Consider the following 16,360-nt stretch of genomic DNA (forward strand, 5'->3'; position numbering starts at 1 on the left):
AACCTTCGGGTTGCTGTCGTCCTCGTCCGGGATGCCGTCGTTATCGTCATCGCCGTCTTCAGTGTCAGGCTTACCGTCGTTATCGGTATCCAGCTTGAAGTTCGCATCCGTCTTATCGGTGCTGCCATCCGGGTAGGTCACCGTGACAGGAACATCGAACTGCTCAACGGTGTCCTTGTTCAGCTTCGACTTATCCGGGAACTTAACGGAGATCTCACCGGTGTTCTCATCAATCGTTACTTCGTAGCCCTCAGGAACCTTGAAGCCATCAGTGATCTTGAACTTCGAACCCTCAGGAGCCTTAGCCGAGCTACCGTCCTTGCCAGTGAACGACGGGGACGACTTGGTCTCCTTGCCAGGAACAACCAGCTTGTCCTCATACGCAGGCTCGTAAATGTCTGCGTCGGGGTTCTTGTCGGTCACGAGGACGGACCATGCGGCGACATCGTTTCCGCCCGAGACTACGACGACGTTGAAGATATCGCCCTTCTTTGCATCCGCGGGGATGCCGAAGGTGCACGCCGCAACCTGAGCTTTAACGCTCTTGGACTGATCGAGATCGCAGGTCTTGACAACCTTGCCGTTCTTATCGCGCCACTCAATCTTCGACGGCAGATCCGACAGGTCACCTTTGAACTCAGGGGTCACCGTGGTGCCCGGGGCAGCCGGCTTGTCGATTGCGTTGTAGTCCGCCGTGATCGACACCGGGCTATACGGCATGAGCGCGTAGTTGACGTTGTAAATCCTGTTTCGCGAGATATCCGGGGTAAGAACGTTCGGCGCAGGAACCGCTGAAGGACGGAAGTTGCCACCCGCTGTGAACCGCTGGAAGACCGGAGTGTGGAAGCCGGTGTAACCGTGCTGAACAACACCATCCTTGTTTTCCACCCACAGGAACATATGGTCAACGTTGAGGTTATCCCTCGACTGCTGTGTGGCGGTCTGACCATCATTGAATCGCAGCGTATAGCGACCTTCCGCGTCCGTTGTGCCAGAAACGGTCTTGAGGATGTACTCGGGGTGGTCCTCGAGCATCTTCTTGGTGGCCTCAGCCAGCTTGTCCGGGTCGTTCTTGTACTGCTCGTGCAGTTTCTGGTTCGCCGCTGCACCATCCTTGGTGAGGGTGGACGCGTACACGGTGTAGCCGTCAGCGGCTGGGTCGGCAGTGTTCTTGCTCGGTCCCGTGGCCACAATGCCCTTGTCCAGGCCACCCGTTTCGAGCCACACGCGACCTGAAACAGAGTTCCACGGATTTTGACCATCGATGAACCCGTTCGAGTCATGCTCGATTTTCGCGGCTCCGGTTTCATCACGGGCGACCATATACGAGTTTTCGTGGCTCGGAGCGGCTTCCTGCAGGAACGCCGCCATCAGCTGGATGTTGCCGTCAGCCGCAGCAAACGAGCCGAGCGGGGCTTCCACCAAACCATTGAAAGAACCGGGCACGAAACCGTTGGCCTGGCGGAACATCTCGACACGGTTGCCGCGTTTGTTGGTGAAAGGCTCAACCCAGATGCGGTGCTTCTGGTCAGTACGTGCGGCCCAGGTGTGCTCTTTGCCGAACTTATCGGTCCAGGTGATGCCCTTATTGCCCGTACCGAAAGCGAAGGTGCCCTTACCGCCGTTACCGCCGACAACACCGGGGAGGGTGTGGGTCTTCGCACTGAAGATCGGCGAGTAGGAGCCGTCCTTGTCGCGGAACTGCGCGTAGACCGTGACGCCATCCATCGGGATGTTGCCGTTGTCGATGGTCGAGCCAGGGTTGCCCTTGGGGCTGGTCAGGTAAACGTGACCCGAGATGAGACCCTTGCCAACACCGTGAGCGTCGGTAAGGTTGGCAGCCTTGGTGACGCGACCGCTTTCGATCATGTCAGCATCAATGATCTGGTCCTGTGCAGGCTCATTGGCCATCGGGGCGAAGCTCGGTGCAGTCTGAGCCGGCTGTGCGGCCATGGCACGGTCGAGACCGCTAGCGGTGAAGCTCGGCGCCATGCTGGTCACCAGAGCCAGGGTCAGAGCAGCTGATCCAATACGCAAGGGCTTGCGATAAAAAGCCTCGTGCGACTTTCGTTCAACCATGAGTGAGGGGTCCTCTCGTGATTTCTCAAGGGATTTAAGAGCATGAGATTGGCTCCGTAACGAGAAGCAAGAACGAGCACGCAGAAGTACATCGCAAAACGTCGCCCGCAACTCAATAACGAATGTTACTCATATGAAACGCTCGAGGTGAGCCTATAACGCCGTAGGAGCGCGCCGCAAACATATTCTACTTTTGCAGTACCTGCTGGTGGCGGTCCGGTCCGCCCAAGCCACGTGTACTCGAGGAGAGCCTCGACGGTGGTGGGAGTCGCACGCTCGATGCCGAGGCATCGCCTCACTATCCGGCACAACACCTACCGTAAAGGATTTCGCCGCTCGCAATTGCGCCACTCCAGCCAAGCGCGACACGTCCCAGGGAAAATACGCAAATGGCCCCCGGGACTCATGTGAGTTCCGGGAGCCACGTGCGTTCAGAACGCTATACACCCACTGGTTTTAAGCCTTCCGACGCTCGACCAGCACCACGCCGATTCCCATGAAGACCAATGCCAGGGCCGCGACTACGCCTACCTCAACACCCGTGCGAGGCAGTGGCAGACGAGGCTCCCCGGGCGTTGCCTGCGCGGGCGGCGTTGACGGCGGCTCCGGCGGCGTGACCGGTGGTGTGGGAGGCGTCGACGGTGGTGTGGGAGGGGTCGGAGGGGTCGACGGAGGCGGGGTCTGCGTATTCGTGATCGTGAAACCACTTGCCGCATCGCCCATCACCTTCGAGGTGAAGCCCTCAACATTCAGCTCTTCAACCGAATAAGTGACATCAACCTTCTTGCCGTCAACAAGCTTCCACTGCGGAAGATCGTTAAACGAATACTTCCAGCCGTTCTCCGCATTCAGCTCAACAGGATCACCCACCGGCGACTTCTCACCGCCAGTCGACTCCAAGAGCTGCACCTTCACCGGCACCGTGGAATCCGCATCAAGCACACTGCCATCGGCGGACTTCCACACCTTCGTCACATCAACCGACGTGACGGGCGGCGGTGTCTGCGTGTTCGTGATCGTGAAGCCCTTCTCAGCGTCACCAGTCACCTTCGACGTGAAACCGTCGACCTCAAGCTCCTCAACCGAGTAGGCGATGTCAACCTTCTTACCGTCCACAAGCTGCCACTCAGGCAAATCCTTGAACGTATGCGTCCACCCGTTCTCGGCATTCAACTCGACCGGCTCGCCAACGGGGCTTGTCTTCCCGTCAACGGTCTTCGTCAACTGAACCTTCACCGGCATCGTCAACACCGGATCAAGATCCTCACCATCAAACGACTTCCAAACCTTGTTCACCGAGACCTCGGTCGTGGGCGGTGTCGGCGGAGTCTGCGTATTCGTGATCGTGAAGCCCTTCTCAGCGTCACCAGTCACCTTCGAGGTGAAGCCCTCAACCGCTACTTCCTCAACGGTGTACGAGACGGGAACTTGCTCACCGTCAACGGTCTTTGACTTCGGCAGATCCGTGAACGTGTACTTCCACTCGTTCTCGCCGTTCAACGTGACGGGGTGGCCCACGGGGAACTTCTCGCCATCAACCGAAGCCCAAAGCTGGACCTTGACCGGAACCGTAGACTCACTCGCAAGCTGGCTACCGTCGGACCCCTTCCACTCTTTCTTCACCTCAATAGTGGTGGATTCCGGGGTGCCGAAAACCACGCCACCGTTTGACCCGATTCCGCCCCCGCGTGGAGCCTTATTCTTCGAAATGGTGAGTCGCGCCCACGACCGTGCGGCATCCTTCGCTTGAGCGTTCGCGACTGTCTTCAAACCTTCGTTCGAGATCGACGTTCGGTAGTCGCTCGAGTCATCAGAATCCCTCGCAGTCCCGTCAAACACCTGCTTCTTCCCGGGGTTCTCGGGATCGAAGCGATCGGACGAGTACGAACCATCCTTGTAGTACGCGGGAATTCCGCCACCAAGCATGCGCGAATCCAAGCGCACACCGGCCTTGCTTGCGGTCCCGTAGTTGTCATGGGCAATGTCATCGCCCCATTGGTCACTGGCTCGCTCCCGGCTCGCAATGTTCTCAAACACCGCGGCGCCGTTCGTCACGTGCATCGTCAGATTGCCGGTTGGGCAAAGCCAAATACCGCCGCCAAAGGCCACTCCCCTATCCGAAGTTGCCTCGTTCTCGGTGATAAGAGCGTCCTTGAAATGAGCGGCATACGACTTGGTCGCAATGTAGACGCCACCGCCCTGCTGCCTTGCCTCATTGCCTTCGATGAGGCCCGCGTTCACGTGCACGCCGTTTGACACCACGTTGATGCCGCCCCCGGTACGAGAGGCAGTATTGCCCGTGATTGAGCCGCCGTTCATCGTGAAGCTGCCCGGTGAGACCTTCGTCCATTCCTCGGGAGTAAAACCGCAAGCTTTTCCGTCACCAGCAACTTCAGCCCAGGTACCGCTCGCTCCCCACACATACAAATCCATGGCGTTTACGCCGCCACCGTTCGATGCGTAGTTATCTTTGATGGTGCCACCATTCATCGTGACGTCGGCGTTGCCAAAGACATTGATGCCGCCGCCACCGAACGCGGCGCTGCCGTTGGAGATTTCACCGCCATTAATATCGACGCGTGCGCGCGTTGCCGCAGTGTCCTCCTTAGAGCACACGGACTGCTGCCAATTGAAGGCGTTGATATTGCCAACCCAGCCGTGATTGTCAGTAATTTTCCCGCCGTTCACGGTCAGGTGAGCGCCATCGAAAACGCCGATGCCACCCGTTTCGCCGTAGGCGTCAGAGGTTTCCGTTCGGCCCTTGGAGATCTCTCCCCCGTTCATGACCATCGTCGCGCCCTTGTAAAGTGCCACGTTCGCGGCACCGTACTGCGTGGAGGATGCGGAACCGAGTTTTCGCTGGTTGTCCGTGACCGAACCACCGTTGAGGGTAAATTTCGCGTCTTCACCCGTGACGGTGACCGCGCCTTCATAACTCCCCGTAAGCTTTCGCGCCCCCGTGATGCTTCCTTCGTTCATCACAAGTTCGCCGCGCACATCCACAGTAGGGGCGAACGACGAGCCTTTGACCACGTGTTCATACTGGGCACGCGAGTCGATAATGAGTCGCTCATCGTTGCTACTCGGATCTTGCGAAAGCGTGAGCTTCGCGCCCTTTTCCACCCTAATAAGGCTGCCGGTGAAAGACCCATCGGCACGGATGATTCTCGAATCACCGAAGGGGAGCCGAAGAGTATTCACAAACTCGATGTCCGCCCCCGCCGGGATCACGAGCGTCTTCGATAGTTCAACGTCAGCGCCATTGCCGATCTCAATCCGCGACGGGATCGTGCCCGCTTCTTCCACTAGCGCCCGGAGCTGCCCCTCCTCGCACATGTGGGAGCGCCCCTCCACATAACACTTCAATACTTGCCGGTTCACGGCTTGCGGCTCCCCCACCGCCGCCGACGGAAAGCTCACCATCCCCGCCAACATCAACAACAAAGTTAGACACGCTGCCACAAAAGGCGCCCCACGGTGGGCGCGAAGTTCACTCTTCACGACTCGGACTCTCTAGGCATGGCGTCAGCAGCCCGCGATCGGGCAGCGGCGCCGTAAAAATAATGCTGTCATTAACAGTACGCCCAGGTCAGCGAGTCTTCAGGGCCCTTAGGCCATAGCAGATACGGAACCGTCGGACCCCGTGCGGTGCACATGCGCGGCACTCCCTCACGTGGCGGAGCCGAGCCACACGTTGTTGCCGATCGCAAGAGGCGCAACGGTGTGGAACGTCGATACTGCGTCCACCACTAGGGTGAAGGCATGGCGATCAAAACCTTGCCGGAATTCCTCGAGACGGTGCCCGAGGGCCCAAAGCGCGAGCGCATGGTCGAAGTACTCGACTGGGTGAAGGCCACCTATCCCGAGCTCGAGATGCGAATCGCATGGAGTACGCCCATGTTCACGCGTCAGGGAACTTTCATCGTGGGATTCTCCGCAGCAAAAATGCACATGTCGGTCTCCCCCGAAAAAGCCACAATGGACCACTTCGAGGAGTACATGAAGGAGCGAGGCACCGACCGCACCGCAATGCTCGCCCGCCAGCCGTAGAGCAGCCTTTCGACTACGAGCTTCTCGCGGCGTTCATCGACTACCAAATCGCCACGAAAGAGAACGTGACGAGCTTCTGGCGCCCTTAATCTCTGGCTCCTTTCGGAACGGCCGTGGCGGAGGTGGTGAAAAACGACCCGGTTAGACCCGAATACGGCCTCGACACGGCGATTTTTCACCACTTCCACCCAGTGTCTCCCCCAGACCTTCACTCAGCGGATCCGCCACACCTCACCCGGTAGCACCCAAAGCGGGCGCAGGTGCGAGATTGAGCCGCCGCCCCGCCCAGTGTTCGATGAGCCAGCGGTCGTGGCTCGCGATGATGAGCGTCCCCGTCCATTCGCTCAAGGCTCGCTCGAGCGCTTCAACGGTGTCGAGGTCGAGATAGTTCGTGGGCTCGTCAATCACGAGGAACGACGGCGCCTCGTGAAGCGCGAGGGCTAGCTGCGCGCGGCGTTGATTTCCGGCGGAGAGCTCGTCGATGCGCGTGCGCCACATGGAGGGGTGCAGCATTCCCGATCCGCGCTCCCCGATCCCCTCGGTCCACACCTCGCGCGTGAAGCCTGGATCGCCCATGCGCGGCAAGCGTTGCGGCACGAATCCCACGGGCCGATCACACGACACGGAACCGTGCGCACTCGCGCTCGCAGGCGGCTCACCCGTGGCAATCCAGGTGAGGAGCGTTGATTTGCCGGCGCCGTTACCGCCCGTGATGAGCAAGTGCTCGCCGCGAGACAAGTCGAGGGTGAGCGGTGCCAAGCGGCCTTCAACAGCGGCGGCGCGCGTGGAAAGGGCGAGGCCAGCGGCGTTCTGCGTGGGCGCGAGCGGGAACGTCAGGTCGTAAGAACGGGGCCGACGCACCTCTCGCTCCTCAAGCGCCTCAAGCTTTTTGTCGTCGTTGCGCGTGCGCCGAGTTGAGGTGGCTTGCGCGCGATCGGCAAAGAACTTCTTTGCCATACCGCTCGCCTCTGCGAGGCGCACCCCTCCGCTCGCGATCGCCCCCGCCGCGTGCCGGTGCTCGCCAATCTCTCGCTTTTCGCTTTGCTGCGCCGCGTGAATCTGCGCATGCGCCTTTCGGGCCTTGTGCTTCGCCTCAAGGAACATCGAATACGAGCCCGAGGTGCGATACACCCCGTGAAGCTCGTGTCCCTCGGCCAATGCGAGCGCTTGCCACGTGGCAACGTCGAGGTCGTAGATTGCCGTGGCAGTTTCCTCGATGAACGCGCGGTCATGGCTCGCCATGAGCACTGGCCCTTCCCACTGGCGCACGGTGCGCGCAAGGAAGTCCACGCCTTCGGCGTCAAGGTGGTTCGTGGGCTCGTCGAGAATGAGCACCTCGGGCCGCGCGATAAGCATCGCCGCGAGCGGAAGCCTCCCGCGCTGGCCTGGGGAAAGCGTCGCCACCTCACGTTCGCGGCCCTCCCCCGCGAGCATCGCAAGGCCGAGCCCCGCAAGCACTTCAGCGATGCGCGACTCAAGCGACCACACATCGCGCGCGGTCATCTCCGCGAGTAGCGCGTCATACTCGCGCTCGTCACCGGAGCTTTCACCCGCAGCTTGCGCCATGTGCGCCGTGACCTGCTCGAATCTCGCGGAAAGAGCACGAACGGGCGCGAGTGCCTCATCAAAATACTCGCTTACGCGCCCCGTGAAGTTTTCTGCCGACGGAGGCTGGCGAGCGTCGGACCCCATTCCTTCCCACGTGACCGCGCCGCCTTCGGGCGAGAGCTCCCCGAGCGCAAGCCGAAGCAGAGTGGTTTTGCCGCACCCGTTCGGGCCCACGAGGCACGCGCGCTCCCCCGCACCCACGCGGAAGGTCACGCGCTCGAGAAGCGGGCGCGAGGAAAACGAGAACGAGACGGAATCGAAAACTAGAGCAGCCATGACACCTCCCGTTTTTGGCTCAGATCCTCCAAACTCTACTTTGCTAGTGTCACTCGCGTGAATCTCAAATATGAAACCCATCACGTCACAAGCGCCGACCCGAACGATAACCCCTGGTACCCCGCATGGCTCACCGCCGTCCAGCAGGGCTTTCACGATCCTTACCCCTCGCAGAAGTTCCTCGAACACCAATTGAAGATTGACGCGGAGCGCCAGGCGACCGCGCGCACCGTTCTCGATTCCGAACGACCCACCTACGGCCTCGGCAACGACATTCCCGTTGCCACCTTCATGGACTGGACCGGTGAACTCAACGTTGGCGGCAAGGTCATCGACTGCCACCAGATCAGCGAAGTCACCGTGCTCGCCTCCCATCGCCGCCAAGGCATCGCCACGACCCTCATGACGGAATCGCTCAAGGACGCGAAGGAGAAGGGGCTCGCCGTTGCGGCCCTCACCGCAACCGAAGCAGCGATCTACGGGCGTTTCGGTTTCGGCCCCGCAATCTTCAGCACTTCCGTCGAGCTGCACGCCGGCTCCGGCTTCAGCGTGTCCGCACCCATCAAAGGCAGGTGCGAATACATCGACGTCACCCAACTCGCGGAAGCCTCCCGCCACGTCTTTGAGAAGTTCCACGCGCGCCAAACCGGCTCGATCAGCCGCTGCGCGCCCGAAATGGAGATCCGCAACGGCTCCATCGACAAGCCCACGCGCGAAACGAACAACAAAACCCGCGCGATCGGCCACTGGAACGAGAAAGGCGAACTCGACGGTTACGCGACATGGCGCCTTGAGAGCCGCGGCGGCGCCCTCGACGTCATCGACTTCGTGCCCTGCACGACCGACGCGAGCATCGCCATGTGGGAGTTCCTCGGCTCGCTCGATCTCGTGCGCCGAGTCCGCTTCGATAATGCCCGCAACGACGAGCACCTCCCGTGGGCTCTCGCCGATCGCCGCCGCTACCACATCAACGAGCACAATGATTTCCTGTGGCTGCGCGTGATCGATCCGAAGGCGCTGCTCGAGGCCCGCAACTACTACACCGAGGGCGACGTCACCTTCCGCGTGGTGGACCCGATGGGGTTTGCCGACGGCACCTGGCGCCTCACCGTGAAGGACGGCAAGGGCACGTGCGAGCCTTACGAGGGCGAGCCGCAGGTCGAGATCGATGTTCCGGCTCTCGGCTCGACTCTCCTTGGCGGCGTCAACATCCAGGCTCTCGAAACGGTGGGTTGGGTGCGCGGTGACGAGGATGCGGTCGACAAGCTCGGCATCCTCCTGCAGCGCCGCCGCGAGCCGTGGTGCGTGACCTACTTCTAAACGCAACTACTTCTAGACGCGACCCGCGGTCACTGGACCGTCGGGACGTGAACGCGGACGCCAAACCGTGCGAAGTCACGATCAAACGTGACCATGGTGGCGTCGTACTCAAGCGCCAGTGCGGCGAGATGGGCATCGTTCGTCAGGTTCCCCGCCGCTCCTGCCTCCGCAAGTAGGCCGGCAAGAAGTGCCCCGTGCCGAACCGAGGGCTCTGGAGTGACGACCCTGGGATGAGAAATCCATGCATTGAGCAGAGCCATTGCTTGCTCTGGCGTGATTGGGCGGTCGAGGATACGGGCATGGGTGCAGATGCGCACAAAGCCCAGGAGCGACATCCACGGCATACCGATAACTTCTGTCCCGCTACGGAGCTGCTCCGAAAGCCATGTATGGCTAGCTTCGTGTTGCCTTGCGTTTGCATTTACGGCATAGACCAGCACATTCGTGTCAACAATGAGCATCAGCGGCCCTCGGACAGCTTTGCAGCGAGGGCCTCATCCTCCAGATCCGCCGCAATTCGGGTTGCATGCGTGAGGTCGACACGCGGTTGCCCCATCTCGTAGCGAGCAAACGTAAAGTCCGCTGGCGAGCTAGCTCCTAGCCCCTTGCGGATTGCATCGTTCACAACCTGCTTAAAGGGAAGCTTCCGATTCGCCATTTCACGCTCGAGTAGCGAGGATACGTCGGGGTCAAGTGTGAGTGTCGTTCGCATGCACACATCATAGCATCAATGGTCATGATGTTTTGATGCTCACCAAAGAATGCCAGTTCATCGGGGCAATCTGGTGCGGGTCGCCCTGAAGCGCGAGGATTTGCCGCCCTACTTCCGGGGATTCGTCACCCTCCACACGAGGATTCGCCAACCCATTTCCGGAGATTTGCCACCTCGGTTTGGCTCCACCGGCCCGACGCACCGAACCTCGGCGGCATCACGGCCATCGACTGGAGCCGGGTCGAGCCCGTGGACATCCTCATCGGCGGGTTCCCGTGCCAAGACGTGTCCGTCGGCAAGCGCGTCGGTCTCGCACCATGTACGCACTCGGGGCTCTGGGCGCACATGGCGGCAGCCATCGACGCTCTCCAGCCCGAATGAGTCGTGATCGAGAGCGTCCGCGGGCTGATGTCCTCGCCCGCGACACTGTTACCAGCACAAGGAGGCGCTCATGAACGACGCAACCCCGGCGGCGCAACCCACGACGGCGCAACCCTTCGCGGCGTGGAATCCGACCCGTGGCATCTAGGAGACAACGCAGCTCGACCTCTGCGGGTCCTCGGCGCCGTTCTCGGCGATCTGGCCGACCTTCGGCTGGATGTGCGGTGGATCGGCCTACCGGCTTCCCTTGTCGGCACTCCTCACCAACGCTTCCGCATCTTCGCCCTCGCTCGGCGCACTCTTCCGCGCCCCGCTGGCGACGGACTCATCGCGCGGCGGGGAAACGCTCGACCAGGTGCGAGCGAGGCGAGGGACGATCGCGCTGTCGCACCAGATCATCGACTTCGCCCTGCACAGACCGGCTAACTCACCGAGCAGGAGAGGCAAATCGGAGACGCTGTGGTCGCTGATCGACGGACTGTTCAGCGCTGGGGAAGCTACGCCGACGCCATCACCCTCTGGAAACACATCACCGGACGCCCCGCACCAGCGCCCGCCCTCCTGGACGACGCCGACGGTCCCCGCGCAGCGCCAGCATTCGTTGAGTGGCTGATGGACCTGCCAACTGGATGGGTCACTGACGCCGACGACTTGACCCAGAACCAACAGATCACCGCGCTCGGCAATGGAGTTCTGCCGCTACAGGCTGCACTCGCCCTTGTCTCACTGCTTGGCCCTTGGGCAAGCCCGATTTGGTTCGGAAAACGCGCACACGTCACCCGATGTTCCGTGCGCCTACTTTGGGGACTCAAGTAGCGCGCGGAGGTCATCCGCGATCGGGCGCACGAGCGTCGCTGGAACGTACTTGCCGAAATCCCCACTTCCATCAAGATTTGCCGCTGAAGCTGCTTCCCGTATGCGACCGATCATTGTCTTGCCGAGCACACCAAACTGGGGGCCATCGGCCTCGACTTCGACGCGCACGGCTTCATCGCCGAAGTGAGGAAGGTTGCCATCGCGGTTGATCTTGCTCAAAGCTTCGCTTCGCTTTTTTCTTCTCTTCTTCAGGTGATCGTCGTTCTTCTCCGCTTCGGCGAGCGCGTTCGCCAAGAGGTTGGATGCCTCATCGTGGGTAACGTCGAAATGCGATGCAATGACCTCCGGGGCCGCCCAATAAGCCTCAATGTCGGAGTATTTAGTGGCCCAGAATTGATGCCCGCTGTCTTCATAGGGTTTGGCAATCTTCGCAACTTCAGCAGGCATGAGGAAGTCACGATCACGGTGGATCACCAATCGTACGTCCCCTCCCAGTAGAGCCTTAAGCCCATCGATAGCGTCGGCCGGTGGGATATTAGACGACCCGTGAAATGGCCAGATCGCGGTAGCACGTTCGATATCTGGCCATTGCGCCAAGATCGACCTGAGCATGTCCGTGTTCGTGTCTTCGGTTAGGAGAACGATCTTCCGGTCAAGTAGACCCCAACCCATGAGCAGTCGGCCGTCGGTGTCCCCCTCGGACTGAACTTCGCCGTCCCGCATCCAGATGACCTGGGACTCGCTTGGGAGCGCGCGAACGATGGACGGGCTATGTGTGGTCAGTAGTATCTGCGAATCAAAGTCCTGTGCCGCCTGCGCCAGAACCTTGACGAGACGTTCCTGAGCGATCGGGTAAAGATGAGCATCTGGCTCGTCCACCAGGAGTACGACCGGCCTGAAGTACACAAGGTAGGAGAAGATTTGAAGCACCTGAAGGTAACCAATACCTGCGAGTTCAAGCGGTCGATACGCCTTGTCGTCCCCGTCCCCCATGTCCCCAGCCCTGAAGGTCGCCATGACGCGAGTGTGCTTCTCGTCGTCAAAGTCCACCTTCAACGAAAAGTCGCCCATTACCTGCGACACCAAGCTCTCAACGACTACGAGTCCATTGCGGTCCTTCACCTTTTCTCTTCGAAGAAGGTCCAACATATTCCGGAGCACGGTGTTCGCGTCGCCTGCCGCCGCGGATCGATGAACGAGAAGTTTTGAACGCTTCTCCTCGTTGAGAGGGATGCCCGCGACTCCCGGAATATACGCGCTGAACTCGCGGGACTGGTCACGGATATGCGACACGATCGTGTTACCTGTGGGCACATGCACAGAAATGCCCTCGTTACGTGCGGCCTTCAGCCACATCTCTGCCGTTACCTCGGAGCCTTCATCGGTCTTCGCGACGACGGTGACGCCAAGCTGAGGTTTGCCGTGCGTATTGCCGTACTCTGTGCCGTGCCCCGCGTTCCTATAGTCAGGGGAAGGCATGTAGATCGCGTCCTTCTCGGAGAGAGTCGAGGCGGTATCACCCTTCTTCGGCTCGATACTGCGGTTGCGCCCAGACTGGAACATCCAGTGGAGTGCTTGCAGCACGGAACTCTTCCCAGACCCGTTCGCTCCAACGAGTACGTTGAAGGTCGGGTGTAAAACAAGTCTCGTTCGTTCGATAGCTTTGAAGTTCGATATTTCAACCGACGTGATCTTCACGAGTTTTTACCTCAGCTCTTCTCGAAGCCGGAGCTAGGGTCGAACTTGAGGACGCGTGCGTTCTCGCCGATGGTGCGGACCTCGGACTCGTCGAATCCTTCGGACTTGGTGGCCTGGATGTCGATCGTGATGTCGAGCCTGGCACCGGTGCCGGCGAGCCGGTCGATGACCTCTCGGGTGACATTGCCAATGTCTCGGGCGTAGCGGTCGGAGTCGATCTTCACCGATCCGAAGAACCGCGCGAGCACCGCCTCCATCGCAGACTCGGCCTCGGACGGCTCACCGCCCTCGGCGGACGAATTGCCCGTCCATACGAAGTCAACCGGCCCACCACCGGCGGAGTCACCGTCCGTAGCGGCGGCATTGGCCGCGGCTTCGCGAGTCACGGCGAGCCGGTCCGCCTCAGCCTGCCGCTTCGCACGCTCGATCTCGATGAGGAGGGTGCTGTCCGTGATCTGGATGCTGGTGCTGGAATTCGGCAACATGAGCAGACCGCGGTAGCGGCCAGTCTCGACATCCTTCCCCGATGCGATCGCGAAGCGCTCGTTCTCGACCAGCGTTGCGTACAGTGACTGGTCAATGGCACGGTCGAGCACCTCGCGGCGCACGAGGCGGGGCATGTAGGTGTAGCGGGTAAAGTAGCCCCACAGCTCGCCGACGGTGATCTCGCCAGCGTCGCGCCAGAGCGCACCGAGTTCGTGATACAGGGTGGCCCCGAGAATCGGCGCGCCGAAGTCGGTGACGAGCTGATCCTCGCGCCCAAGTTTTGCACTGACGCGCTCGGCCAGGGAGCGTCCGCCTGAATCGGGCACCCGGTCTGCGACGAGTTCAAATGGCTTGGTCGGGTCGAACTGCTCGGGGTAGACGGCCCAAACGAAGGTGTCGCGGATGCGGTCCGTCACGGTCTGGTCGAGCCGGGATACCCAGTCGTCGGTCTGCTTGCGCTGTTGCGCAGACAGGTTGAGACTGTCGCTGGTGGCCTGCACTCGCTTCCAGCCGAGGTAGCTGCGCGTGGCAGCTTCGAGGCTCTCCAACTCGCTCTTGTCGGCGAGCAGGAAGATCAGCGTGTTTCGGTGGATACGCTGGCTCGCACCTTTGCTCTCAATAGCGTCACGGACCCACACATGCGCGGATGAATCTGCGCCGTCTCGTTTGCGGCGCGAGTGTCGCGGGTGGACGATCACCAGGCGCGTGTCTTCGAGGTCGGGGATATCGGCGGACGACGACGGTGCAATGTGGACTCGGTCAAACACGCCGCGCACGCGTTCTTCTCTTTGGAGGCGCCGAGTGATCTCGTTCCAGACTGTCTCGACATCCTCGCGGAGCCGCTCGGCGTAGTCGTTCGCGGTCTTAGTGACCGAGGGCTGGGTATCGAACCAGTAGTGGCCTTGCTCTTCATAGAAGTAGGTCGAGCGCTGCGCAAGAAGCTCGACGGCGCTGCCGAAGTTCCCGAGCGTGTCACCGGGAACTGCGGTACCGAGCCAGAGGTATTGCTTGTCGAGTCCCTTGCGGGTGCTCTTGATCCGGGGTGCCGCGCCCATGAAGATCGTACGGGCGATGCGCTGGGTAACGAACCGCTGGCCGAGGTTGGGACGGTCGAGGTCGATCTGCTGCGCGGTCGAGCCGGGGCCGTCGATGTCGGAGTCGATGATCGGCTTCCACTGGTCTTCAAGGTACTGCGTCAGGTCCGTGTTCACGGTCGTCGCATCTAGCGGCACGTTGCCGGGCAGGATCAGCGGCGAGGCGTCGTTCGATGCCCACAGCTCGTGCACGATCGACGAGACGAGCTTCAGCACGCCACGGGTGCGCTGGAACCGCTCCAACGTCGACCAGTCCTCATACAAGCGATCCAACAGTTCGGGATGGAGCGGGTAGGAGGCGCGGATGCGCTTCTCGTAGTCATCGTTCGGGTTCGCCGCATCGCGCGGGAACAGCGCGGTGTTGTTCCGGTACAGGTTCGTGAAGCTCCGCGCCACAGCGGAGATCGTCGTGAGCCCTTCGGCGTTCGGAGGCTGGAACAGACGTCGCCGGACGATCTCGAACGACTCGTCCTTGCTCGACGGCCTCCACTGGTCCGCGACGCGGCGGATCACGTTCTGGAGACGTTCGAGCGCGAGCTGCCCGTTCGCGCCACCGATCTCGATGTCGCTTCCGCGCCCCTCGGTGCCGGTGTCGGATGCAGGGATCGAGACCACGAGCATCACGCCCGGCACCGAGCGCACGATCTCCGTCAGCGACTGCGCGAAGGTGAACTGCGTCTCGAATGAGCCGGACGGGAGTTCCTTGTCCGTAACGAGCTGTCGCGCGTACGCCACCCACTCGTCGATCAGGATTAGCGACGGAGAGTAGCGCACGATCAGGGTGCGCAGCGCCTCACCGGGGTTGGTGCCAGCACGGTCATCCTCGGCGATCAGATCGTAGGCTTCACGCCCGCCGAGCTGCCAGGCCAGTTCGCCCCAGAGCGTGCGAACCTCGGTGCCGTCGTCCTTGATGATCGGCGAGCCGGCCTTCAGGTAGGTGCCGACAAGCGCGATCCGTCGAACATCGAGTGCGCCGAGATCGGGGTTGCCGTTCTCGGCGATGAGTTCCTGAAGCTCCTGCGGAAAGTCCTTGACCGGAGTGCCGCTGAACAGGTGGTACAGCGCCAGCATCGAGTGGGTCTTGCCACCGCCGAAGTTGGTTTGAAGGTTCACCACTGGGCTTGCGCCTTCGTCACCGTTCAGGCGTCGAAGCGCGCGCGATAGCAGGTCGCGCAAGCCCTCGGTGAGGTAGGTGCGGGTGAAGAACTCGACCGGATCGGCGTACTCGGGGCTCGTCGCCTGACCGGTGTGGACCAGGTGGAGGTCAGCCGCGAACTCCGATGCGGTGAATGCGCCGCGCGCCACATCATCGTGAGGACGGATCACCTCACGCCACGGTCGCAGGCCGGAACCCGGTTCGAGCGACACCTTCGCGCGCTTCACCTGCTTGCGAGTCTGATCCTCGAATACAGTCCGCTGTAGATTGATGCGCAATTTCCGCACATCCTCAGCTGAATCGACCGCGCCTACCGCGTGAAGCAGCCGCTCAATCGTGTCGAGTGCGCGCGATGCGTCATCGGAGCTGAAGGGCTCGTTGTGAGCCCACAGGTTCCGAGTCTCGCGTAGCTCGGACGCGAAGCCTTGCTGGGCGCGGGAGAGCACGTCCTTGAAATGGTAGCCCTGCTCGGTAATCGCACGAAGCTGGACCTGCACGTCATGCTTCGAATAGGTGCGCGGAGACCCGCCCCTGCGCCGGGCATCGTCCTCGGCCCATTTTGTAGGCCAGTCGCTTGAGCTGTGGACGCGCGTCATGACCTCATCAACCTCGTCGAGGAGCCCCTCGGAGAGCAGGTCGAACGCCTTGCCCACTCGATCTCGGTTGTTCATCGCCATCGCTATT

11 protein-coding genes are annotated in these 16,360 nt (G+C 61.2%); 4 read left to right on the forward strand and 7 right to left on the reverse strand.

Annotated features, from left to right (window positions below; genetic code table 11):
• Positions 1–1,992 (reverse strand): YPDG domain-containing protein (locus E6X30_RS08455; protein ID WP_316336048.1); only part of this gene is annotated, 1,992 nt, incomplete at its 3' end.
• Positions 1,993–2,535: 543 nt separating this feature from the next.
• A complete protein-coding gene (locus E6X30_RS08460) occupies positions 2,536–5,415 on the reverse strand; it encodes a Cna B-type domain-containing protein (protein WP_316336017.1) in 2,880 nt (959 codons plus the stop codon).
• 426 nt (positions 5,416–5,841) lie between these two features.
• Between E6X30_RS08460 and E6X30_RS08465 the strand changes: the two genes are divergently transcribed.
• Positions 5,842–6,129 carry an iron chaperone gene (locus E6X30_RS08465; protein ID WP_259853600.1) on the forward strand — a complete coding sequence of 96 codons (288 nt, stop codon included), beginning with the start codon at positions 5,842–5,844 and terminating at the stop codon, positions 6,127–6,129.
• A gap of 231 nt (positions 6,130–6,360) precedes the next feature.
• Here E6X30_RS08465 and E6X30_RS08470 read toward each other — a convergent pair whose 3' ends face one another.
• Positions 6,361–8,013: an ABC-F family ATP-binding cassette domain-containing protein gene (locus E6X30_RS08470; protein WP_316336018.1), complete on the reverse strand. Its 1,653-nt coding sequence runs from the start codon at positions 8,011–8,013 to the stop codon at positions 6,361–6,363.
• Positions 8,014–8,070: 57 nt separating this feature from the next.
• Between E6X30_RS08470 and E6X30_RS08475 the strand changes: the two genes are divergently transcribed.
• On the forward strand, positions 8,071–9,333 hold the full coding sequence (locus tag E6X30_RS08475) for a GNAT family N-acetyltransferase (protein ID WP_316336019.1): 1,263 nt from the start codon (positions 8,071–8,073) through the stop codon (positions 9,331–9,333).
• A 29-nt stretch (positions 9,334–9,362) separates the two neighbouring features.
• Here the strand turns inward: E6X30_RS08475 and E6X30_RS08480 are convergent, their stop codons facing one another.
• The gene (locus E6X30_RS08480) at positions 9,363–9,794 is read right to left on the reverse strand and encodes a TA system VapC family ribonuclease toxin (RefSeq protein ID WP_316336020.1); all 432 of its coding nucleotides are present in this window, start codon (positions 9,792–9,794) and stop codon (positions 9,363–9,365) included.
• A complete protein-coding gene (locus tag E6X30_RS08485) occupies positions 9,794–10,045 on the reverse strand; it encodes a hypothetical protein (RefSeq protein WP_061212160.1) in 252 nt (83 codons plus the stop codon). The genes E6X30_RS08480 and E6X30_RS08485 overlap by 1 nt, the downstream gene beginning before the upstream one ends.
• A gap of 216 nt (positions 10,046–10,261) precedes the next feature.
• On the opposite strand from E6X30_RS08485, the gene E6X30_RS10370 reads away from it, so the two are divergent.
• Both E6X30_RS10370 and E6X30_RS08495 read left to right on the forward strand, forming a co-directional pair.
• Positions 10,262–10,426 (forward strand): DNA cytosine methyltransferase, encoded by a 165-nt coding sequence (locus E6X30_RS10370; protein WP_396334972.1) that lies wholly within the window; start codon positions 10,262–10,264, stop codon positions 10,424–10,426.
• Positions 10,427–10,429: 3 nt separating this feature from the next.
• The gene (locus E6X30_RS08495; RefSeq protein WP_316336021.1) at positions 10,430–10,852 is read left to right on the forward strand and encodes a hypothetical protein; all 423 of its coding nucleotides are present in this window, start codon (positions 10,430–10,432) and stop codon (positions 10,850–10,852) included.
• Between the two features lie 369 nt (positions 10,853–11,221).
• Here the strand turns inward: E6X30_RS08495 and E6X30_RS08500 are convergent, their stop codons facing one another.
• Together E6X30_RS08500 and E6X30_RS08505 are read right to left on the reverse strand one after the other, a co-directional pair.
• Complete coding sequence (locus E6X30_RS08500; RefSeq protein WP_316336022.1) at positions 11,222–12,940, reverse strand: AAA family ATPase; 1,719 nt, start codon at positions 12,938–12,940, stop codon at positions 11,222–11,224.
• Between the two features lie 11 nt (positions 12,941–12,951).
• Entirely contained in the window at positions 12,952–16,353 is a 3,402-nt protein-coding gene (locus E6X30_RS08505; RefSeq protein ID WP_316336023.1) for a Swt1 family HEPN domain-containing protein, read from the reverse strand.
• Positions 16,354–16,360: the final 7 nt, after the last annotated feature.

The organism is Dermabacter sp. (assembly GCF_032550575.1).
Lineage (GTDB): Bacteria > Actinomycetota > Actinomycetes > Actinomycetales > Dermabacteraceae > Dermabacter > Dermabacter hominis.

Excerpts from the sequence above, each read along its gene's own strand:
- E6X30_RS08460 (WP_316336017.1), bottom strand. The coding sequence starts at position 5,415 with ATGTGCGAGGAGGGGCAGCTCCGGGCGCTAGTGGAAGAAGCGGGCACG.
- E6X30_RS08465 (WP_259853600.1), top strand. The coding sequence starts at position 5,842 with ATGGCGATCAAAACCTTGCCGGAATTCCTCGAGACGGTGCCCGAGGGC.
- E6X30_RS08470 (WP_316336018.1), bottom strand. The coding sequence starts at position 8,013 with ATGGCTGCTCTAGTTTTCGATTCCGTCTCGTTCTCGTTTTCCTCGCGC.
- E6X30_RS08480 (WP_316336020.1), bottom strand. The coding sequence starts at position 9,794 with ATGCTCATTGTTGACACGAATGTGCTGGTCTATGCCGTAAATGCAAAC.
- E6X30_RS08485 (WP_061212160.1), bottom strand. The coding sequence starts at position 10,045 with ATGCGAACGACACTCACACTTGACCCCGACGTATCCTCGCTACTCGAG.
- E6X30_RS08505 (WP_316336023.1), bottom strand. The coding sequence starts at position 16,353 with ATGGCGATGAACAACCGAGATCGAGTGGGCAAGGCGTTCGACCTGCTC.